General features: G+C 76.8%; 17 protein-coding genes and 2 pseudogenes. 2 read left to right on the top strand and 17 right to left on the bottom strand.

Features of this window, described 5'->3' with window-relative positions; all coding sequences use genetic code 11:
• Positions 1-3: 3 nt before the first annotated feature.
• The 4 genes from mshA to AC1VL8_RS07080 all read right to left on the bottom strand — a co-directional run bounded on the left by mshA (position 4) and on the right by AC1VL8_RS07080 (position 5,401).
• A complete protein-coding gene (gene mshA / locus AC1VL8_RS07095; protein WP_483076204.1) occupies positions 4-1,236 on the bottom strand; it encodes a D-inositol-3-phosphate glycosyltransferase in 1,233 nt (410 codons plus the stop codon).
• A gap of 131 nt (positions 1,237-1,367) precedes the next feature.
• Positions 1,368-2,807: a sugar porter family MFS transporter gene (locus AC1VL8_RS07090; protein WP_483074664.1), complete on the bottom strand. Its 1,440-nt coding sequence runs from the start codon at positions 2,805-2,807 to the stop codon at positions 1,368-1,370.
• On the bottom strand, positions 2,804-3,859 hold the full coding sequence (locus AC1VL8_RS07085; RefSeq protein ID WP_483074663.1) for a lactonase family protein: 1,056 nt from the start codon (positions 3,857-3,859) through the stop codon (positions 2,804-2,806). Before AC1VL8_RS07085 ends, AC1VL8_RS07090 begins: the two co-directional genes overlap by 4 nt.
• Positions 3,860-4,072: 213 nt before the next feature.
• Positions 4,073-5,401, bottom strand: coding sequence for an ROK family protein (locus AC1VL8_RS07080; RefSeq protein WP_483074662.1), 1,329 nt, complete (start codon positions 5,399-5,401; stop codon positions 4,073-4,075).
• Between the two features lie 67 nt (positions 5,402-5,468).
• On the opposite strand from AC1VL8_RS07080, the gene xylA reads away from it, so the two are divergent.
• Complete coding sequence (xylA, locus tag AC1VL8_RS07075; RefSeq protein ID WP_389233026.1) at positions 5,469-6,656, top strand: xylose isomerase; 1,188 nt, start codon at positions 5,469-5,471, stop codon at positions 6,654-6,656.
• A gap of 96 nt (positions 6,657-6,752) precedes the next feature.
• Positions 6,753-8,189: a xylulokinase gene (gene xylB / locus AC1VL8_RS07070; protein WP_483074661.1), complete on the top strand. Its 1,437-nt coding sequence runs from the start codon at positions 6,753-6,755 to the stop codon at positions 8,187-8,189.
• Positions 8,190-8,259: 70 nt separating this feature from the next.
• Here xylB and AC1VL8_RS07065 read toward each other — a convergent pair whose 3' ends face one another.
• From AC1VL8_RS07065 to folP, 13 genes and pseudogenes are all read right to left on the bottom strand, one after another.
• The gene (locus AC1VL8_RS07065) at positions 8,260-8,601 is read right to left on the bottom strand and encodes a histone-like nucleoid-structuring protein Lsr2 (protein WP_483074660.1); all 342 of its coding nucleotides are present in this window, start codon (positions 8,599-8,601) and stop codon (positions 8,260-8,262) included.
• A gap of 127 nt (positions 8,602-8,728) precedes the next feature.
• A complete protein-coding gene (locus AC1VL8_RS07060) occupies positions 8,729-8,908 on the bottom strand; it encodes a hypothetical protein (RefSeq protein WP_389233035.1) in 180 nt (59 codons plus the stop codon).
• 36 nt (positions 8,909-8,944) lie between these two features.
• A pseudogene (gene lysS / locus AC1VL8_RS07055) lies at positions 8,945-10,481 on the bottom strand (lysine--tRNA ligase).
• Between the two features lie 35 nt (positions 10,482-10,516).
• Positions 10,517-11,425, bottom strand: coding sequence for a carboxylating nicotinate-nucleotide diphosphorylase (nadC, locus tag AC1VL8_RS07050; protein ID WP_483074659.1), 909 nt, complete (start codon positions 11,423-11,425; stop codon positions 10,517-10,519).
• A 260-nt stretch (positions 11,426-11,685) separates the two neighbouring features.
• Positions 11,686-13,388 (bottom strand): annotated as a pseudogene (locus tag AC1VL8_RS07045) (L-aspartate oxidase).
• Positions 13,385-13,951, bottom strand: a complete 567-nt coding sequence (gene panD, locus AC1VL8_RS07040) for an aspartate 1-decarboxylase (protein ID WP_483074658.1) — start codon at positions 13,949-13,951, stop codon at positions 13,385-13,387. The pseudogene AC1VL8_RS07045 and the gene panD overlap by 4 nt, the downstream one beginning before the upstream one ends.
• Positions 13,948-14,829, bottom strand: a complete 882-nt coding sequence (gene panC / locus AC1VL8_RS07035; protein ID WP_483074657.1) for a pantoate--beta-alanine ligase — start codon at positions 14,827-14,829, stop codon at positions 13,948-13,950. The genes panD and panC overlap by 4 nt, the downstream gene beginning before the upstream one ends.
• Complete coding sequence (locus tag AC1VL8_RS07030; protein WP_483074656.1) at positions 14,826-15,875, bottom strand: Rossmann-like and DUF2520 domain-containing protein; 1,050 nt, start codon at positions 15,873-15,875, stop codon at positions 14,826-14,828. The genes panC and AC1VL8_RS07030 overlap by 4 nt, the downstream gene beginning before the upstream one ends.
• Entirely contained in the window at positions 15,872-17,485 is a 1,614-nt protein-coding gene (locus AC1VL8_RS07025; protein ID WP_483074655.1) for a PH domain-containing protein, read from the bottom strand. Before AC1VL8_RS07025 ends, AC1VL8_RS07030 begins: the two co-directional genes overlap by 4 nt.
• Entirely contained in the window at positions 17,482-18,015 is a 534-nt protein-coding gene (locus AC1VL8_RS07020) for a PH domain-containing protein (protein WP_483076203.1), read from the bottom strand. The genes AC1VL8_RS07025 and AC1VL8_RS07020 overlap by 4 nt, the downstream gene beginning before the upstream one ends.
• Positions 18,016-18,195: 180 nt before the next feature.
• Positions 18,196-18,702, bottom strand: coding sequence for a DUF3180 domain-containing protein (locus AC1VL8_RS07015; RefSeq protein WP_389233056.1), 507 nt, complete (start codon positions 18,700-18,702; stop codon positions 18,196-18,198).
• Complete coding sequence (folK, locus tag AC1VL8_RS07010; protein ID WP_483074654.1) at positions 18,702-20,171, bottom strand: 2-amino-4-hydroxy-6-hydroxymethyldihydropteridine diphosphokinase; 1,470 nt, start codon at positions 20,169-20,171, stop codon at positions 18,702-18,704. The genes AC1VL8_RS07015 and folK overlap by 1 nt, the downstream gene beginning before the upstream one ends.
• The gene (folP, locus tag AC1VL8_RS07005; RefSeq protein WP_483076202.1) at positions 20,168-20,983 is read right to left on the bottom strand and encodes a dihydropteroate synthase; all 816 of its coding nucleotides are present in this window, start codon (positions 20,981-20,983) and stop codon (positions 20,168-20,170) included. The genes folK and folP overlap by 4 nt, the downstream gene beginning before the upstream one ends.
• Between the last annotated feature and the right edge of the window lie 99 nt (positions 20,984-21,082).

Below are 21,082 nucleotides of genomic sequence, written 5' to 3'. Positions count from 1 at the left end.
GGGTCAGCCGCGGGCGCGGCGCTCGGCGGCGAGGGCGTAGACCTTGAGCACCTGCTCGGCGGTCGCGTCCCAGCCGTACTGCTCCGCGACCCGGCGGGCCGCGGCGCGCCACGGGCCCCGGACCGCCGGGTCCGCGAGGGTGCTCGCCAGCACGTCCGCCCACACGGCGGGGTCGTGGCCGCGGACCTGCCGGCCCGAGACCCCGTCGTGCACCACGGACCGCAGACCGCCCACGGCGGACGCGACCACGGGGGTGCCGGCCGCCTGGGCCTCGACGGCGACCAGGCCGAACGACTCGGACCGGGACGGCATCGCCACCAGGTCCGCGGCGGCGAACCAGCGGGCCAGCTCGGTGCGCGACGCCGGCGGCCGGAACAGCACGTCCTGCTCGACGCCCAGCGCGACCGCGAGGGCCTGCAGCTCCCGCAGCGCCGCGGGCCGTCCGCTGGGGCCGCCGAGCACGACGAGCAGCGGTACCGGCCGGCCCGTCGCCCGCAGCACCCCGATGGCGTAGACCAGCACGTCGGGGGCCTTCAGCGGCTGCACCCGGCCGGCGAACAGCACCACGTCGCGGTCGACCGGCAGGCCGAGGTCGCGCCGCAGCGCCGCGCGGTCCCCGGCCCACGGCCGGAAGGTGCTGAGGTCCACGCCCGGCGCCACCACGTGCACCCGGGCCGGGTCCGCGCCGTACATGCCGACCAGGTCCTGGGCCTCCTCGGCGGTGCTCGCGACGAGCGCGTCCGCGGCGGCGACGACCTGCTCCTCCCCGATCACGCGCGTGGGCGGCTCCGGGCTGTCGCCGGGGGCCAGCGCGGCGTTCTTCACCCGCGCCATCGTGTGCATCGTGTGCACCAGCGGGACGTCCCAGCGCTCGGCGGCGAGCCAGCCGACCTGGCCGGACAGCCAGTAGTGCGCGTGCACGACGTCGAACCAGCCGGCCGGCCGGGTGGCCGCGTGCCGGACGACCCCCGCGGTGACCGCGCACAGCTGGGCGGGCAGGTCGTTCTTGTCCAGGCCCTCGTACGGACCGGCGGGGACGTGGTGCACGAGCACGCGGTCGTCGCCCGGGTCGAGCTCGACCGTGTCCGGGAGCGTCGAGGAGGTGGCGCGCGTGAAGATCTCCACGCCGGCACCGCGGCGGGCCAGCGCCCGGGACAGCTCGGCGACGTAGACGTTCATGCCCCCGGCGTCGCCGGTCCCCGGCTGGTCCCGCGGGGAGGTGTGCACCGACAGCATGGCGATGCGCTGCGGGTCGGACGGCACGACGGCTCCTGCGGGACGGGGGTGGACTGCTCCCCATTGTCGACCATCTGGACGGGGTCGCGCGCGGGACGACCGACCCCCGGGACGCCGGCACGGGCGGCGGATCAGGCCCGGGCGGCCCGGAAGTCCGCCTCGAGCTGCTCGAGCGAGCGGTCGCGGGTCTCCGGCAGCACGAACCGCACGAACAGCCACGACAGCACGTTCACGCCCGCGAACAGCAGGAACGTCCCGTTGACGCCGATCCCCGCGACCACGCTCGGGAAGAACCCGGAGATGATCGCGTTCGCCGTCCAGTTCCAGAACACGCTGAGCCCGATCGCGAACCCCCGGACCCGCAGCGGGAACAGCTCGGCCAGGATCACCCAGCAGACCAGCCCGACGGACGACTGGTTGAACCCCACGAACAGCACCAGGAACGCCGTCACCGCGACCGACCGGCCCGTGCCCTCCGGCAGCGCCGCGGAGCTCAGCGCGATCAGCAGGTGCGACCCGATGATGCCGGTGAGCCCGACGAGCAGCAGCCCGCGCCGGGTCACCCGGTTGATGACGCGCAGGCCGATCAGCATGCCCAGCACCGAGAACACGCCGTTCAGCACGTTCGCGACCAGGGCCACGTCGCCGCTGAACCCGGACTGCCGCAGCAGCTGGGTGCCGTAGTACATGACCGCGTTGATGCCGCCGAGCTGGTTGACCACGGCCACGCCCACGCCGATCAGCACGAGCCGGCGCACCCACGGCAGCCGCAGCTCGGCCCAGCCGCCGTTCCCGCGCTCCCCCGCGGCGTGCTCGGCCTCGACCGCCGTGCGGACCTCCAGCAGCTCGGCGGCGGCGCGGCCCGGGTCGCGCACCTGGCGCAGCACGGCGAGCGCCTCGTCGTCGCGCCCGCGCGCCAGCAGCCAGCGCGGCGACTCCGGCATCCGCAGCATCCCGACGAACAGCGCGACCGCCGGCACCGCCTGGACGGCGAGCATGTACCGCCACACCCCGGGGTGGTCCGACCAGACGGTGCCGATCACCGCGTTGATGACGAACGCCGCGAGCTGCCCGACCACGATCGCGATCTCGTTCCGTCCCGTGATCGCACCGCGGCGCTCGGTGGGCGCCAGCTCCGCCAGGTAGACGGGCACGGTGACGGACGCCCCGCCGACGGCCACCCCGAGCAGGAACCGCACCACGGCCATGACCTCGAACGACGGCGCGACCACGCTGCCGACCGCGCCGAGGAAGAACACCACCGCGAGCGCCACGAGCGTCCGCCGCCGGCCGAGCCGGTCCGCGAGCCGACCGCCCAGCAGCGCGCCGATCGCGGCGCCGACCAGCAGGCTGCTGGTGACCAGGCCCTCCGTCGCGGGCGTCAGCCCGAGGTCGGCCACCATCGGGTCGAGCGCGCCGTTGATGACACCCGTGTCGTACCCGAACAGCAGGCCGCCGAACGTCGCGACGACCGTGATGACGTCGAGCCGGCGCAGGTGCGGGCCCGGCAGCATCGGGGGCAGGGGGCGGCGCGGGGCCGGTGCCGCGGCGGACGCGTCCACGGCGCTCACGCCGCGACGACGCAGGCCGGGGCCGGCAGCGCCACGGTGTGCACCACGGCGCCGTCGCGCAGGACCGTCAGGCTGTCGCCCACCTGGTCGGCGACGACGGTCCAGCCCTCCACGACGGCGAAGTGCCGCGGCCACGCGCCGGGCAGCGCGGTCTGACCGGCGGGCGCGAGCGTGCCGTCGGGGCCGGCGGCGAACGTCGCGAGCACGTCGGTGCCGCGCGTGGCGACCAGCACCCGGTCGCCCACCCGGTCGATGTGCGACGGCAGGGCCTGGCGCCCGGGGCCGGAGCCGTCCTCGGCGGCGGGCACGTGCTGGACGACGCGGCCGGTCGCGCGGGTGACGTCCCACGCCAGCACGGCGACGGTCACGTCCAGCTCGCAGGACACGTAGGCGATCCGGCCGTCCGCGGAGAACACCAGGTGGCGCGGTCCCGAGCCCGGTCGCAGCGTCGCCGCCACGCCGTCGTCGGTGAGGTGCCCGGTCTCCGGGTCACGGCGGTACCGGCGGATCTCGTCGGTGCCCAGGTCGCAGACCAGCACGTGCCCGCCGCCGGGTGCCAGCGCCGCGGAGTGCGCGTGCGGGCCCTCCTGGCGGTCGGCGACCGGCCCGGATCCGGCGTGCCCGAGGACCTGCGCGGGACCACCGGGGGCGAGGCCGTCCGCGGTCCGGTCGAGCACCGCCAGGGTGCCCGACGAGTAGTTGGCGACGTACGCCGCGGGCGACGCGGGGTCGAGCAGCACGTGGCACGGGTCCGCGCCGCCGCTGGCGACGGTGCCCAGCAGGTCCAGCGTGCGGCGGCCGCCCGAGGCGCCGGTCCGGAACGCGGACACGGTGCCGTCGGCGTCCTCACCCACGGCGAGCAGCAGGTCCGCCTGCCGGTCGACGGCCAGGAACGACGGCGCGGGGGTGGCGACGACCAGCTCCGGCTCGCCGAGCCGGCCGGTGTCGGGGTCGAGCCCGACCCGCCAGATGCCCTCGCCGAGCCCGGCGGGGGTGCCCGCGCCGGCCGAGGGGTACGTCCCGATCCACAGGTCGCGCAGGTGCTCCGTCACGGCGAGGACTGTACGCAACCCGCCCCCCTGCCTCCACCCGCGGCGCGTGCGGGCGCGTGCGGGCGTGCGCCGGCGTGTGCGTGGCGCCGAGATAGGACCGTCCCGTCGAGACAGGGCCTCCGGCCGCCCTGTCTCGACGCGGGGGTCCTGTCTCGGCGCACGGCCGGGGCAGGCGGCCGGGCGGGGCGGGGCGGGCGGGCGTGGGTGCCCGGGTCAGGGGGCGGGGTCGAGCCAGGCGGCCGGGTCGTCGGCGACCGCGCGCAGCACGACGACCGCCGCGCCCGTCATCGCCGCGTACGGTCCCCCGGACGCGACACCCACCCCGGCATCGGCCCACGGGGCCGCGAGCACGCGCGACCGCAGCTGCGCGACCACCGCGTCGGTGAGCCACGGCGCCAGCGGCGCGTAGATGCCCCCGAGCACCACGTGGTCCACGTCGACCAGGTTGACGAAGTTCGCGAGCGCCACCCCGAGGGCGTCCCCGGCGGAGCGCAGGGCACGGGCGGCGCGCTCGTCCCCCGCGGCGGCGGCGTCCAGCAGCGTGTCGACGGGCTCCTCCACGTCGCGCCCGGCCGCGCGCAGCATCGCGTCCTTGCCGGCGTACTGCTCGAGGCAGCCGCGCGCCCCGCAGGTGCACCGCGGACCCTGCTGGTCGACGACGGTGTGCCCGAGCTCGCCGCTCCAGCCGTGCCGGCCGGCGAACACCTCGCCGTCGAGCACGACGGCGGCGCCGATGCCGACCTCGCCGGAGACGTAGAGGAAGCTGTCCCCCGCCGCGCCGGCGCGCACCTCGGCGCGGGCCGCGAGGTTGGCCTCGTTGGCGAGGCGGACGGACAGGCCGTCGACCTCCGGGTGCGCGGCGAGCAGGGCGACGACGTCCACGTCCCGCCAGCCGAGGTTCGGCGCGAGCCGCAGCGGGCCCGTGACGCGGTCCACGAGTCCGGGCAGCGCGAGGCACATCCCGGCGACGCGCGCCTCGGCGGGCAGCGCGGCGCGGACCTCCCCGACCAGGCCGGCGAGCAGGCCGAGCACCCGCGCGGGGTCGCTGTGCCGGAAGTCGCCCGCGGTGGTGCGGTGGGCCAGCACCCGCCCCGCGAGGTCGAGCGCCCGCACGCCGATGTAGTCGACGTTCACCTCGGCGCCCAGACCGGCGACGGTGCCCTCGGCGGGCACCAGCGGCACGGCGGGGCGGCCGGCGCGGGCCGTGACGACCGGGGGCAGCTCGGCGACCAGGCGGGCGCCGATCAGGAGGTCGACCAGCGCGGACACCGAGCCGCGGGTGAGCCCGGTGGCGGTCGCGACGTCCGCACGGGAGGGGGCGCTCGTCGCGAGGCCGGGCTCCCCCTCGGCGCCGGCCGCGGCCGCGGTCTCCTCCCGCACCGCAGCGCCGGACGACATCGCGCCGGACGTGGCCGCGGCGGCCGGTCCCGCGGCGTCCAGCACGTGCCGCAGGACCAGCGCGAGGTTGTGCTCGCGGAGGCTGCCCTGCCGGGCCGGGGCGCGACGACGTGCGGCGGCGGGGGTGCTCCCGGTCGGCGTCACACGGTTGACCCTAGCCGCTCACCCCGATAAGTTCACTCGTAAGACAAACCTCGACGAGGAGTAGACGATGGTGCGCACCCCGACCCGTGACGACAAGTTCTCCTTCGGTCTCTGGACCGTCGGCTGGAACGCCCAGGACCAGTTCGGCTCCGCGAGCCGCCCCTGGCTCGACCCGGTGGAGTCGGTGCACAAGCTCGCCGAGCTCGGCGCCGCGCACGTGACGTTCCACGACGACGACGTGGTGCCGTTCGGCTCCGACGCCGCCGAGCGCGACCGCATCCTCGCCCGGTTCAAGCAGGCGCTGGCCGACACCGGCGTGACCGTCGAGATGGTCACCACCAACACGTTCAGCCACCCGATCTTCAAGGACGGCGCGTTCACGTCGAACGACCGCCGCGTGCGCCGCTACGGCCTGCGCAAGGTCATCCGGAACGTCGACCTCGCCGCCGAGCTCGGCGCCGACACGTTCGTGATGTGGGGCGGGCGCGAGGGCGCGGAGTACGACTCCGCCAAGGACCTGAACGCCGCGCACGACCGGTACGCCGAGGGCATCGACACCGTCGCGGCGTACATCAAGGAGAAGGGCTACGGCCTGCGCATCGCGATCGAGCCGAAGCCGAACGAGCCCCGCGGCGACATCCTGCTGCCGACCATCGGCCACGCGCTCGGCCTGATCGCCAAGCTCGAGCACGGCGACATCGTCGGCCTGAACCCGGAGACCGGCCACGAGCAGATGGCCGGCCTCAACTACACGCAGGGCATCGCCGAGGCGCTGTGGGCGGGCAAGCTGTTCCACATCGACCTCAACGGCCAGCGGTCCATCAAGTACGACCAGGACCTGGTGTTCGGCCACGGCGACCTGTTCTCGGCGTTCGCGACCGTCGACCTGATCGAGAACGGCTTCCCGGCCGGCGGCCCGCGCTACGACGGCCCCCGGCACTTCGACTACAAGCCCTCGCGCACCGAGGACTTCGACGGCGTGTGGGAGTCCGCGCGCGCCAACATGGCCACCTACCTGCTGCTGAAGGAGCGGGCGCAGGCGTTCCGCGCCGACCCCGAGGTGCAGGAGGCCCTGGAGGCGTCCGGCGTCCTCGAGCTCGCGCAGCCGACGATCGCCGAGGGCGAGACGCTGGCCGACCTGCTCGCCGACCGGTCGGCGTTCGAGGACTTCGACGTGGACGGCGTCGCGGAGCGCGGCTTCGGCTTCGTCCGCCTGAACCAGCTCGCGCTGGAGCACGCGCTCGGCGCCCGCTGACCGACCGCACAGCGCCGCGAGGTCGGGGGGTTCCACGTGGAACCCCCCGACCTCGCGGCATCCACCCCCACCTGAGCAGAGCAAGGACGCACCCTCATGGCCCTCGTCGCCGGCGTGGACTCCTCCACGCAGTCCTGCAAGGTCGTCGTGCGCGACGCCGAGACCGGGGCGCTGGTCCGCTCCGGCCGCGCGTCGCACCCCGACGGCACCGAGATCGACCCCCGGCACTGGTGGGACGCGCTGCAGACCGCGGTGCGGGACGCCGGCGGCCTGGACGACGTGTCCGCGGTCGCCGTCGGCGGCCAGCAGCACGGCCTGGTCGCGCTGGACGCCGACGGGGAGGTCATCCGCGACGCGCTGCTCTGGAACGACACCCGGTCCGCGCCGTCCGCCGACGACCTGATCGCGGAGCTCGGCGGCCCGCAGGCGTGGGCGGACGCGATCGGCTCCGTGCCCGTCGCGTCGCTCACCGTCACGAAGCTGCGCTGGCTGCGCGACCACGAGCCCGACGCGGCCGCCCGGGTCGCCGCCGTCGCCCTGCCGCACGACTGGCTGACCTGGCGGCTGGCCGGCCACGGCCCCGGCGGCGACCTGTCCGCGCTCACCACCGACCGGTCCGACGCCTCCGGCACCGGCTACTGGTCGCCGTTCACCGAGGACTACCGGCGCGACCTGCTCGCGCTCGCCCTCGGACGGGACGCCGACGGGATCGTGCTGCCGCGCGTCGTGGCTCCCGGCTCGGTCGCGGGGGTCGCGGGCGAGACCGGCCTGGTCCCGGCCGGGACGCGGCTCGGCCCCGGCGCCGGCGACAACGCCGCCGCGGCCCTCGGGCTCGGCATGGTGACGGGCGACGTCGCCATCTCCATCGGGACCTCGGGCGTCGTCTCGGCCATCTCCGCCACCCCGACCGCCGACGGGTCGGGCCTGGTCACCGGGTTCGCCGACGCCACCGGCGCGTACCTGCCGCTCGCGTGCACCCTGAACGCCTCGCGGGTGCTGGACGCCGCCGCCCGGATGCTGGGCGTCGACCACGCCGGGCTGTCCGCGCTCGCGCTGTCCGCCCCCGCGGGTGCCGACGGGCTCGTCCTGGTCCCCTACCTCGAGGGCGAGCGGACCCCCAACAAGCCGGACGCGACCGGAGCCCTGCACGGGATGCGGCTGGCGAACACGACGCCGGCGCACGTCGCCCGCGCCGCGGTCGAGGGGATGCTGTGCGCGCTGGCCGACGGGCTCGACGCGCTGCGCGCGCAGGGCGTGCCGGTCGAACGGGTGCGGTTGATCGGCGGCGGCGCGCAGTCCGAGGCGGTCCGGCGGATCGCGCCCGCCGTGCTCGGCACCGCCGTCGGCGTCCCGACCCCCGGCGAGTACGTCGCGGACGGCGCAGCACGCCAGGCCGCCTGGGTCCTCGGCGGCGGCGCCGAACCCCCGATGTGGACCGCCGCCGCGGAGTCGACGACCTACGAGGCCGACCCGACGCCGGACGTCCGCGCACGCTACGCCGACGTCCGCGACCTCACGGCCACCCGCCCGTAGGCCCAGCGCCGGACGTGCGACGGCCCGGCACCCACCAGGGGTGCCGGGCCGTCGTGCGTGCTGCGGGGCGTCAGCCCTGCGCGGCCTCGTAGGCCTCGCGGATCTCGGCCGAGATGCGGCCGCGCTCGGAGACGTCGTAGCCGTTCTCCTTCGCCCAGGTGCGCACGGCACCGGCGTCGGAGGACCGGCGCGGACGGCTCGCGGCGCCGCTGGTGCCACGACCCGAGGAGGACCGGCCGCCGACCTTGCGGGCGTGGCCGACCCAGGTGGCGAGCGCGTCACGGAGCTCGGCGGCGTGCGCGGTCGTCAGGTCGATCTCGTAGGAGACGCCGTCGAGCGCGAACGTCACCGTCTCGTCGGCGGTGCCGCCGTCAATGTCGTCGACAAGCAGGACCTGAACCTTCTGTGCCATTGTGTCGCCCTCCCGAGCTGTGTGGCCGCTACGCCCCCGTGCATCGATGGCGGCAAGGAACTGCGTTCCGCGAAAGGATGACACCATATCCGACCCGCGTCAAAGGCGACGCGGTGAATCGGGAGATTCAGGAAGCGTTCTCCGTGCCATTCGTGCGCTCGGACTCGGCCGCTTCTGCGGCGTCCATCCGCGCCAGAGCCGCGCGTTCCGTGCGATCCGCGTTCATGAGCGAGCGGATCACCAGCCAGAAGATGAGCCCCACGCCGACCGACGGGAGCAGCGCGGCGAGCGCCGGTCCGATGTTCATGGCAGCCAGAGTACGCCGCGCCAATGGGCGGTCGGCTCAGGCCTGCGGCTTCACGAGCGGGAACAGGATCGTCTCCCGGATGCCGAGCCCGGTCAGCGCCATGAGCAGGCGGTCGACGCCCATGCCCATGCCACCGGTCGGCGGCAGCGCGTACTCGACGGCGGCCAGGAAGTCCTCGTCGAGCTGCATGGCCTCGTCGTCGCCGGCGGCCGCGAGAATCGCCTGCGCCTCGAACCGCTGCCGCTGGATCACCGGGTCCACCAGCTCGGAGTAGGCCGTCGCGAGCTCGAAGCCGCGCACGTACAGGTCCCACTTCTCGACCTGGCCGCGGATGCTCCGGTGGTCGCGGGTGAGCGGGCTGGTCTCGACCGGGAAGTCGCGGACGAACGTCGGGGCGTGCAGGTGGTCACCGACCAGGTGCTCCCACAGCACCTCGACGAGCTTGCCGTGGCTCACGCGCTTCGGCTCGAGGGCGACGTCCAGCCGGTCGGCGATGCGCTGCAGGTCGGCGACCGACGTCTCCGGCGTGATCTCCTCGCCCAGCGCCTCGGACAGGGAGCCGTACATCGTCAGCTGCGCCCACCGGCCGCCGAGCTCGTAGTCCGCGCCGTCGGGCAGGACGATCGAGGTGGTACCGAGGACGTCCTGGGCGGCGGTCTGCACGAGGTCCTGCGTGAGCGCGGCCATCGTGTCGTAGTCGCCGTAGGCCTCGTACGCCTCGAGCATCGCGAACTCCGGCGAGTGCGTGGAGTCCGCGCCCTCGTTGCGGAAGTTCCGGTTGATCTCGAACACGCGCTCCAGCCCGCCGACCGCGGCGCGCTTGAGGAACAGCTCCGGCGCGATGCGCAGGTACAGGTCGATGTCGAACGCGTTCATGTGCGTGACGAACGGCCGCGCCGCGGCACCGCCGGGCTGCGTCTGCAGCATCGGGGTCTCGACCTCGAGGTAGCCCCGGCGGTGGAAGTTCTCCCGCAGCGAGCGCACCACGCCCGCGCGCAGGCGGACCGCGTCGCGCGCGGCCGGGCGCACGATGAGGTCGACGTACCGCTGGCGGACGCGCAGCTCCTCGGAGAAGCTCCGGGGCCTCCTCGTCGCCCTTCGCGTACAGGTTCGGCAGCGGGCGCAGCGACTTCGCGGCGAGCTGCCAGGAGTCGGCCATCACGGAGAGCTCGCCTCGGCGGGACGCCACCACGACACCGTGCACGAACAGGTGGTCGCCCAGGTCCACGTCGGCCTTGAACGCCGCGAGCCGGTCCTCGCCCACGTTGGCCAGGCTGAGCATCGCCTGCAGGCGGTTGCCCTCGCCGTCCTGGAGCGTCGCGAAGCAGAGCTTGCCGGTGTTGCGCAGGAACACGACGCGACCGGCGACGCCGACCTCGTCCTCGGTCTCCTGACCGGGCTCCAGGTCGGGGTGCGCCGCGCGGACCGCCGCGATCGTGTGCGTGCGGGGCACACCGACCGGGTACGGCTCGACCCCCTCGGCCAGCATCCGGTCCCGCTTCTCGCGACGGACCCGGAGCTGCTCCGGGAGGTCGTCGGCGGTCACGGGCGCGGCGGTCTGGGGCTCGGTCACCCGGCGATCCTATCGACCGGCCGCGCCCTCACGGTTCACGCCGGGGCACGCACCCCGGCCACGAGGTCGAGCGCCAGGTCGAGGATCGGCGACGAGTGCGTCAGGGCGCCGACGGACAGGTAGTCGACCCCCGTCGCGGCGACCTCCGCGGCCCGGTCCAGCGTCAGGTTGCCGGTCGCCTCGAGCTCCACGCGCCCGGTCCGCCCCTCCCCCGCGCGGACCGCCGCCACGGTCGCCGCCAGCACCGGCGTCGGCATGTTGTCGAGCAGCAGGAACCGGGCACCCACCGCCACGGCCTCCAGCGCCTGCTCGGTGGTGTCGGCCTCGACCTGGATCGTGACGTCCGGGAACCGTGCGCGCACCGCCTCGACGGCTGCGGCGATCCCGCCGGCGGCGACCACGTGGTTGTCCTTGACCATCGCGACGTCGTGCAGGCCCATCCGCTTGTTCGTGCCGCCGCCGCGCCGCACCGCGTACTTCTCCAGCTCGCGCAGGCCCGGGGTGGTCTTGCGGGTGTCGAGCACCTGCGCGCCCGACCCGGCGAGCGCGTCGGCCCAGCGGCGGGTGTGCGTCGCGACCCCGGACGCCCGCGACGCGAGGTTGAGCGCCGTGCGCTCCGCGACCAGCAGCGCCTGCACCGGCCCGGAGAGCACCGCCAGGACGTCCCCGCGCCCGACCGCCGACCCGTCCGGCACCCGCAGCTCGACGGTCGCGGGGGCGAGACCGAGCCGGTCGCACACCTGCCGCAGCACCTCCGCGACGACGGGCAGCCCCGCGACGACGCCGGCCTCCCGGGCCACCAGGTGCGCGACGCCCGGGACGTCGGGGTCGACCGTGGCCTGCGTGGTGACGTCCCGCCCGGGCGCGGCCCCCAGGTCCTCGTCGAGGGCGACCTCGACGGTCCGCACCAGCCACCCGGGGTCGAGGACGTCAGCATGGTTCACGCCCCCACCCTAGTTCCGCCCCCGCGGCCCGCCCGATCCCGCCCGGCCCTGGCCCGCCCCACCGGCCCGGGTGGATCCACACGGGGCGACACGCCCGCGAGTCGCCCGGGATGGATCCACCCGGGCCGGTGGCGGGGGCACGGCGCACGCGGGGTGGATCCACACGGGGCGGCACGCGGGCGCGTCGCGCGGGGTGGATCCACTCGGGGCGGGTGGGGGGTGGGGGGTGGGGGGTGGGGGGCCCGGGCCCGCGGGGACCGTCAGGTCAGGGGGGCGGGGTGCTGGGTGAGGGTGCCGTCGGGGGCGAGGGTGGCCTCGACGCGCAGGAGCCAGGCGTCGTCGGTGTCGGGGTAGTCGCTGCGCAGGTGGCCGCCGCGGGTCTCGCGGCGGGTGGCGGCGGTGGCGGCGAGGACCGTCGCGACCTGGTGCACGTTGGTGGTCTCCCACTCGGCGACCTGCGGGCCGGCGACCGGCTGCGAGCCGTCGCCGTCGGGTGCCCGGTGCGCGTCGGTCCGGACGCCGGCGAGCGCGGCGGAGGCGGCGGCCAGGCCCGCGGCGGACCGGAGCACCCCGGCGCCGTCGGTCGCGATCCGCTGGACCCGGGACCGTGCGGCGCCGGCGACCAGGGCCTCGGCGCCGGGCCGCTCGACGGGCTCGGCGGGCCGCAGGGCACCGGACTCGACCCGGTGGGCGATGTCGTGGGCGGCACGGTGGGCGAACACCAGGCCCTCGAGCAGGGAGTTCGACGCGAGCCGGTTGGCGCCGTGCACGCCGGTGCAGGCGACCTCCCCGACCGCGTACAGGCCGGGCAGGGTGGACCGCCCGACGAGGTCGGTGACGACGCCGCCCGAGTGGTAGTGCTGCGCGGGGGCGACGGGTACCAGGTCCGTCGCCAGGTCGAGGCCGTGCTCGGCGAGCCGCTCGGCGATGGTCGGGAACCGGCGGCGCAGCCGGTCGGCGCCGAGGTGCCGGGCGTCGAGCAGCACGTGGTCGGAGCCGGTGCGGGCCAGCTGCCGGACGATGGCCTTGGCGACGACGTCGCGCGGGGCGAGCTCGGCGAGCGGGTGCACGGCGGGCATGAACCGGTGGCCGTCGGTGTCGACCAGGTGCGCGCCCTCCCCGCGGACGGCCTCGGAGACCAGGGTCAGCTGCCCCTTGGCGCCGGCACCGAGCCACAGGACCGTCGGGTGGAACTGGACGAACTCCACGTCGCCGAGCGTCGCCCCGGCCCGCAGCGCCGCGGCGATGCCGTCGCCCGTGGCCTGCACCGGGTTGGTCGAGGACCGGAACACCTGGCCGATCCCGCCGGTGGCGAGCACCACCGCGGGGGCGAGCACGGCCCCGACGCCGTCCCGGCTGCCCGCGCCGATCACGTGCAGCGTGACGCCGCAGACGGGTCCGGGGCGTCCGTCGCGGCCGGGGGCGCCGGTGAGCACGTCGAGCACCAGCGCGTGCTCGATGACCTCGATGCCGGGGTCGGCCCGGACGGCCTCGAGCTGGGCGACCAGCGCCCGGGAGATCTCCGCGCCGGTGGCGTCGCCGCCTGCGTGCGCGACCCGGTCGGCGTGGTGGCCGCCCTCGCGGGTGAGGCTGAGCGCGCCGTCGGGCTCGGTGTCGAACACGGCGCCGCGCGCGACGAGCTCCGCACCCGGGCGGGCCCCTCGGTGACCAGCACCTCGACGGCGCGCGGGTCGCACAGGCCGACGCCCGCGACGAGGGTGTCCCGCAGGTGGGCCGCCGGGGAGTCCGAGGGGGCGAGCGCCGCGGCGATCCCGCCCTGCGCCCACACCGTCGACCCGGAGACCAGCTCGCCCTTCGTGACCAGCAGGACCCGGGGCACGCGGGTGCGCAGCTCGAGCGCGGCGGTCAGCCCGGCGATGCCGGAGCCGACGACCACGGCGTCCGCGCGGGCGGTCCAGCCGGGGGCCGGGGCCGCGAGGCGACGGGCGAGGCGGACGGTCACCGGCCGGCGCCCGCGTCCCGCCCGGCGTCCGTCGCCCCCGTCCCGGTCCCCGTGCCGAGGTCGTCGCGCACGCGCGGCGCGGTCGCCGGGGCCGTCGCCACGTCGTCCTGCACCAGCACGCGGCCCTCGTCGAAGGGCACCCCGCTCGGGTGCAGCCCGGACGCGGCGGTCCAGGACTCCGGGACGGTGCCCGGGTCGTGGCCGGTGTCCATGATCCGGTTGTCGGCGTCCACCAGGACGACGTGCGGCTCGTACGTGCGCGCCTCGGCGTCGGGGAGCATCCCGTAGGCGATGAGGATGACGACGTCGCCCGGGTGCACCAGGTGCGCGGCGGCCCCGTTGATGCAGATCTGCCCGGAGCCGGCCTCCCCCGCGATGACGTAGGTGGTGAGCCGGGCGCCGTTGGTGACGTCGACGACGTCGACCTGCTGGCCGGGGAGCAGGTCCGCGGCGGCGAGCAGGTGCGCGTCCACGGTGATCGAGCCGACGTAGTGCAGGTCGGCCTGGGTCACGGTGGCGCGGTGGATCTTGCCGATCATCATCGGCCGGAGCAGCGAGCTCATCGCGGCCACCTCACGTCGGAGTTGTCGATCAGGCGGGTCGCGCCGACGGTCGCGGCGACGGCCAGCACGGCGGTGCCGGCGGCGGGCAGCTCCGGGACGTCCGCGAACGTCCCGGCGTCCACCAGCGCGACGTAGTCGGTGTCGACCCCGGCGGCGTCCAGCACCGCGCGGGCCGCGGCGCGCACCGCGGCGGGGTCGGCGCCGGCCTCCGCGGCGGCGCGCCCGGCGGCCAGTCCGCGGCTGAGGGCGAGCGCCTGCTCCCGCTCGGCGGCGGACAGGTAGACGTTGCGCGAGGACAGGGCGAGCCCGTCGGCGTCGCGGACGGTGGGCACGCCGACGACCTCGACCGGCACGTCCAGGTCCCGCACCATCCGGGACACCGCCACGAGCTGCTGGACGTCCTTGCGGCCGAACAGGGCGACGTCGGGCGCGGTGAGGTGCAGGAGCTTGAGCACGACGGTCAGCGCGCCGTCGAGGTGCCCGGGCCGGGTCGCGCCCTCGTAGACGGTGCCGACCGGTCCGGCGTCGACGCGCACCAGCGGGGGTCCGTCGGGGTAGACGACGTCCGGGCCCGGGGCGAACACCACGTCGGCGTCGCCGAGCAGGTCGCCCGCGGTGAGCCGCGCGAGGTCGCCCGGCAGGTCGCGGGGGTAGCGGTCGAGGTCCTCGGTGGGCCCGAACTGCAGGGGGTTGACGAAGATCGTCACGACCACGTGCTCGCCGCGGGCGCGGGCCTCGCGCACCAGCGCCAGGTGCCCGGCGTGCAGGGCGCCCATCGTCATCACGACGGCCCGCCGTCCCGTGCGGGCCGCGAGCGCCTGCTCGAGCTCCGCGCGGGTGCGCGCCACCGTGGGGGCACCCGTCCGTGCCTCGGTCATGCCTGGTCCTCCTGGTCGGCGCCGGGGGCGGACCCGCCGTCCCCGTCGCCCTCGTCGTCGTGCGCGCCGTGCACCGTACTCCCGTCCGGACCCGGTGCGTGAGCCGGGGCGTCCGGCTCCCCCGCGGCGAGGGCGTCCAGCAGCGCCTCACCCTGGTCGGCGCGGAGCAGCCCGGCGGCGAGCGCGCGCCCCGTCGCCGCGCGGGACAGCGCCCGGTACGACGCCGCGACGTCGGTGGCCCCGGTCCGCACGCCGAGGCCGGTGAGCACGTCGAGGTGGTCGCGGACCGTGCCGGCGTCGCCGCGGCGCACCGGCCCGGTCAGCGTGGTCACCGCGCCGGTGCTGCGGTCGCCGGCGGCGCGGCCCTCCCCCGCGGCCGACTCCGCGCGCAGGGCACCGTCCAGCGCGGCGGACAGCAGGGGCCGCAGCACGGCACCCGGGTCCGCGACCCCGGCGTCCGCGAGCGCCTGCCCGGCCTGCGCGACCAGCACCACGAGGTGGTTCGCGCCGTGCGCGAGTGCCGCGTGGTACAGCGGCCGCACGGCCTCGTCGAGGACGACCGGCTCACCGCCCATCTCGACCACCAGCGCCTGCCCGATCGGCAGCACCGGCGTCGGCGCGGTGACCGCGAACGTGCAGCCGACCAGGCGCGACAGGTCCAGCGACGTGCCGGTGAACGTCATCGCCGGGTGCAGCGCGACCGGGATGACGCCCGCCGCGCGCGCCGGGTCGAGGACGGCGGTGCCGTACCGCCCGGCGGTGTGCACGACGATCTGCCCCGCCTGCCACGCCCCGGTCGCGGCGAGGCCGGCCACCAGGTCCGCGAGCGCGTCGTCGGGGACCGCGAGCAGCACGAGCTCCGCGCGCCGCACGACCTCGGGCACCGGCAGGACGGGCACGCCGGGCAGCAGCGCGTCGGCGCGCTCCAGCGACTCCTGCGACACCGCGCTGACGCCGACCACCGGGTGGCCGGCCGCGCGCAGCGCGCTGCCGAGCACGGCGCCGACCCGGCCGGCGCCCACGACGCCGATCCCCAGGCGCGTCACGAGCGACGCATCCACTGCTCGGGACCGGCGCCGGCCCGGGCGGTGCGGGCGCGGCTGGCCTGCTCGTCGAGCAGCCCGGCGGCGACGCGCGCGTCCAGGTGCGCGACGGCCGGGGACACCGGACCCGCGGTGGACTGCAGCTGGAACGACGCGAGGCCGAGCCGCCGCTGCCACGGGCCCTGGGCGAGCGTGAGCGACTGGGTCCGCTCGTGCGGGACGACGACGAGCCGCCGGATCAGCACCCCGGAGCGCAGCACCAGGGCGCGCTCGGTGACGCTCACGCCGTGCCGCCGCCAGCCGATCGGGTCGAGCCACCGCGAGCGCCGCGGCGCGACCGCCCAGTCGTCGGCGGCCTCCCGGCCGGACAGCCCGGCGTCGACCAGGGCGCGCGGGTCCGCGGTCCCGAGGTCGGGCAGCACCAGCCAGAGCGCCAGCAGCGCGTCCTCGCGGGTGCCCACCGGCAGCAGGACGTTGGCGGTGTCGGCCTGGTCGCCGTCGGAGCCGTACCCGGCGACGTTCACCTCGACCCGCCACCAGTCCGGGCCCCGCCACAGCAGGCCCTGGGTGATCTGGACCGCCTGCACCCGCCCCGGGGGCACGGTCTGCGCGCGGGACTCCGTCAGCCCGTGCCGCAGGCGGATGCCGTCGGGCGAGATCGCGGCGCGGAAGTTCGCGCCCCGGTTGAACCGGGTCCAGGTGTACGACACGACGCCGAGCAGCCCGGGCAGGACCGCGAACGCGGCGCCGAGCTTCCCCGACGACACGACGACCACGACGAGGACGACCACCAGCACGAGCAGCCAGATCGTCGCCGATGACCGCAGCGTCGCGCCGACCAGCCGGCCGACCGGGACCTCGTAGACGGGCTGCTCGGGCGCGACCGGCGCGGGGGCGTCCCAGTCGTCCTCGGGCGCACCCGGCGCGGGGACGGGAGCACCCGGGGTGAGGTCCGACGCACCCGGGGCGAGGTCCGGCGCACCCGGCGCGGGGACCAGGCCGGTCGGGGCGTGCGGGACCGCAGCGTCGACGACGGGCCCGTCGGGGGCGGCGGCGGCCGGCGCTGCCGCGGGCCGGCGCCCGCGGTGCACCCCGGCGGCGCGCGCCAGCAGCTCGGCGCGCAGCTGCTCGGCCTCGGCCTCGCGCAGGAACGCCAGCGACACCGCGGAGCCCGCCCCTCCCGCGACCTCGAGCCGCAGCTCGGACAGCCCCAGGATGCGCGCGAGCAGCGGCTGGACGACGTCCACGGCCTGCAGCCGGTCGAGCCGGGCCTGCCGCTGCTGGCGGAACAGCACGCCGGTGCGCAGGTGCACGGCGTCGTCGGCGACGGCGTACCGGGTCATCCGCCACGCGACCGCGGAGTAGCCGAACCCGATGAGGGCGACCACGACGACCGCACCGACGACGAACAGCCACACCTGCGCGCCGAGCACCTCGGCGAGCTCACGCACCTCGTCGGCGGCGTTCCACGCGATCACCGCGAGCACCGCGGCCAGGACCTTCCAGCCCTTCACCGCGGGTGTCACGGGGTGCATCCGCCGCCACTCGAGCCCGTCGGTCGGCGGCTCCGGCGCGGGGGCCGCGGGGACGGCGGCGGGCTGCTCGCCGGTCACAGCCCCGCCAGCCGGGCCTCGCCGCGCGACGCGAGCTGGTCGCGCAGCCGCGCGGCCTCCGCGGTCGGCAGGCCGTCGATCGACGCGTCGGTGCCGGGCGACGCCGTGTGCAGCTGCACGGACGCGATCCCCAGCCGGCGGGCCAGCGGCCCGGCCGAGACGTCGACGTACTGCATCCGGCCGTAGGGCACCACGACCATCGACCGGAACAGGATCCCCTTGCGCAGCAGCAGGTCGTCGGCGCGCTCCGCGTAGGCCATCGCCCGCACCTGGCGCGGCACCAGCCACGCGGTCCACGCGGTCAGCAGCGCGACGCCCACGGCACCGAGCCACAGCCCGAGGACGCCGGTCAGCGCCGCGGCGACCACGAGACCGACCAGGGGGACGGCCAGCCAGGAGACGCCCGAGATCAGCCGGGCGGTCGCCAGCCGGCGGGACACCGGCGTCCAGACGACGCCGGCCGGCTCGAACGGCTCGCTCTCGCGGACCGGGGCGGACGCCGGGGCGGCGGACCCGGGTGCGGCGGGCACCCCGGGCACGACGGGTGCGACGGGTGCGGCAGGTGCGACGGGTCCGGCTGCCGGCACCGCCGGGGAGTCGGGCTGCGGCTGGGCGACGTCACCGTCGGGCGTGGTCATGCCGCCATCCTTCCACCGCGGACCGACCTCGCGCCGCCTCGAGGTCCCGGGAGACCGGGCTCGAGCCGCCGGTCAGCCCGCCGCGGCGTCCGGGGCGGTGCCGGGGTGCGGGTCGGGGCGCGGCTCGGTGGCGTCCGGGTCCTCGGGCGGCGGGACGCGGCACATCCACTCCACGACCAGACCGGTCGCCGCCAGCAGCAGCGCGCCGACGACGGCCAGGCCCGCGGACCCCGCGCGGTCGCGCTGGGCCTCGATGGCGAGGTCCCCGACCACGTCGAGCACCTGCGCCGCGTACCAGCCCGCGAGCAGCGCGCCCGTGTAGCACGACGCCTTCGCGAGCACGACGGTGCGCGCGGCGCGCACTGGGTCGAGCGTCGGGTGCTTGCCGCGCAGGTACTGCCGCACCGACCAGCCCATGCCGAGGACGACCGCGGCGATGAGGACCAGCACGGCGACCATCGGCCACGGCACCTGCGGCAGGGTGAGGCCGCGGCTGCCGAGCACGCGGACGAGCAGCCACCCAGCCCCGGCGGCGAGCACCGCGATCAGGACCAGGGTGCGGACCCGGGTCCGCTGCATCAGGGGGCCCCCCGGTCGAGCGGGTCGTACCGGTCGCCGGGAACGCCCGGGCCCGTGCCGACGTCCAGCGGGGCGCCGAGAGGCCCGTCGAGGGGCGCGTCCAGCGGGGCGTCGAGCGGTGCGTCCAGCCGCGCGCCGTCCGGGGCGCCCGCGGCGGCGTCGGCGTCGTGCTGCGCCGCCGGCACGGGCGCGGTCAGCCAGTCGAGCGCGAGCCAGCGCACCCCGTCGCGGTCGGGCGCGGTGGCGGCGAGGACGGAGACGGGTCCGCCGCCGAGCCCGTGCAGCACGGCGTCCGGGCGCACCTGCGCCCAGGGCTGCAGGACGAAGGCGCGCTCGTGGGCCCGGGGGTGTGGCAGCTCGAGGTCGTCGGTCACGGCCGAGACCTGCCCGTAGACGACGATGTCGACGTCCAGGGTCCGCGGCCCCCAGTGCACGGTGCGCTCCCGGCCGTGCCGCCGCTCGACCTCGGCGGTCGCCCGCAGCAGGTCGCGGGGCGACAGGGTGGTGCGGGCGATCACGACGGCATTGAGGAAGTCGGGCTGGTCCGGCCCGCCGACGGGTGCGGTGCGGGCCAGCGCCGAGACGTCCAGCACCTCGATGCCGGGCGACTCCGCGAGGTCGGCGACCGCGTCACGGAGCGTGTCCTGCGCGGCCCCGAGGTTCGAGCCGATCGCGAGGACGACCTCCACGGGCGCGTCGGGCGCGGTGTCGAGGGCGTCCTGGACCAGCTCGGCGTCGACCACCTCGTCGGACGCGTCCTCGGGCGCGCGGTCGGGGACGACGCGGTCCCCGACGGGCGGCGCGGGCGCCTCGGCGACGGCGTCCGACCCGGGCGCCGCGAGCAGCGCGCCGAGCGGCAGCACCGCGGTGGCGGCCGCGTCGGACACGGGCGGCACGGGCACCGGCGCCTCGGGACCGGACGACAGCGGCACCGACGCGACCGGCACCGGCGGCACCGGCACCGCGGGCAGCGGCTCGGACGGCGCTGCCGCGACCGCCGGCACCGACCCGCTGCCGCCCTCCGGCACCCAGCGCGGAGCGTCGGCGGGCACGGGCTCGGCGGCGGGCAGGCGGGTGCGGTCGCGGCGGACCTCGACCACGACGTCGCCGAACGGCACGGTGATGGGCGCCTGCGGCTTGTGCACGGCGACGTCGACGGCCTGCACCTGCGGGTACGCGAGCACGGTCGCGGCGATCCGCTCCGCGACGGTCTCGATCAGGTCGGCGGGCTCGCCGGCGAGCACGGTGACCACCTGCTCGGCGAGCGTGCCGTAGTTCAGCGTGTGCGCGAGGTCGTCGGTCGCGGCGGCCCGACGGGTGTCGAGGTGCACGACGACGTCGGCGACGAAGGTCTGCCCCTCGCGCCGCTCGTGCGCGAACACCCCGTGGTACCCCGTGGCGCTCACGCCGGTCAGCCGCACCCGGTCCAGGCGCTGACCGCCCTGGCCCCGCACGTCCTCGTCGCTCATCGGTCGTCCTTCCCGGACGGCGTCGCCGTCCACCGGGCCGCGACGCGCACCGCGTCGGCCGTTCCCCGCACCTCGTGCACCCGCACGCACCAGGCTCCCGCCGCCGCAGCCAGCGCGGACACCGCGGCCGTGGCCCCGTCGCGCCGGTCGGGGGGCACCGGCGTCCCGTCGGGCCCGGCCAGCAGGTGGCCGAGGAACCGCTTGCGGGACGCGCCCACCAGCACCGGGAACCCGTCGGCGACGAGCTCCGGCAGCCGGGCGAGCAGCGGCCAGTTGGCCGCCCCGGGCTTGGCGAACCCCAGCCCTGGGTCGAGCACGACCTGGTGGTCCGCGACCCCGGCGGCCCGGAGCTCGGCGACCCGGTCCGCGAGCTCGCGCCGCACGTCGGTGACCACGTCGTCGTAGGTGGCGAGCGTGTCCATCACGTCGGCGTGCCCGCGCCAGTGCATCGCGACGTACACGACCCCGGTCCGGGCCACGACGTCGCGGATCTCCGGCTCGGCGAGCCCGCCGGACACGTCGTTGACCACGACCGCCCCGGCGGCGACGGCCGCCTCGGCGACCTCGGCCCGCGTGGTGTCCACGGACACGGCCGCACCGCGTCCGGCGAGCTCGCGCACCACCGGCAGCACGCGGTCGAGCTCCTCGGCGACGGGCACGCGCTCCGCGCCGGGCCGCGTGGACTCCCCGCCGACGTCGAGCAGGTCGGCGCCGTCGGCCAGCAGCGCGAGGCCGTGCGCCACCGCGGCGTCGGGGGCGAACCACCGGCCCCCGTCCGAGAACGAGTCCGGGGTGACGTTCACGACGCCCATGACCAGCGTCCGGCCGGACTGGCCGGCGGCGGTCAGCGCGGTCGGGAGCGGCGAGGGGGGACGCACGTCGTCAGCCTAGGGGGTCGTCGGGACCGGTCG

This window comes from Cellulomonas sp. KU4C (genome assembly GCF_056868065.1).
Note: the sequence above shows the minus strand (reverse complement) of the source record. Positions and strands in the feature narration are given on the sequence as shown.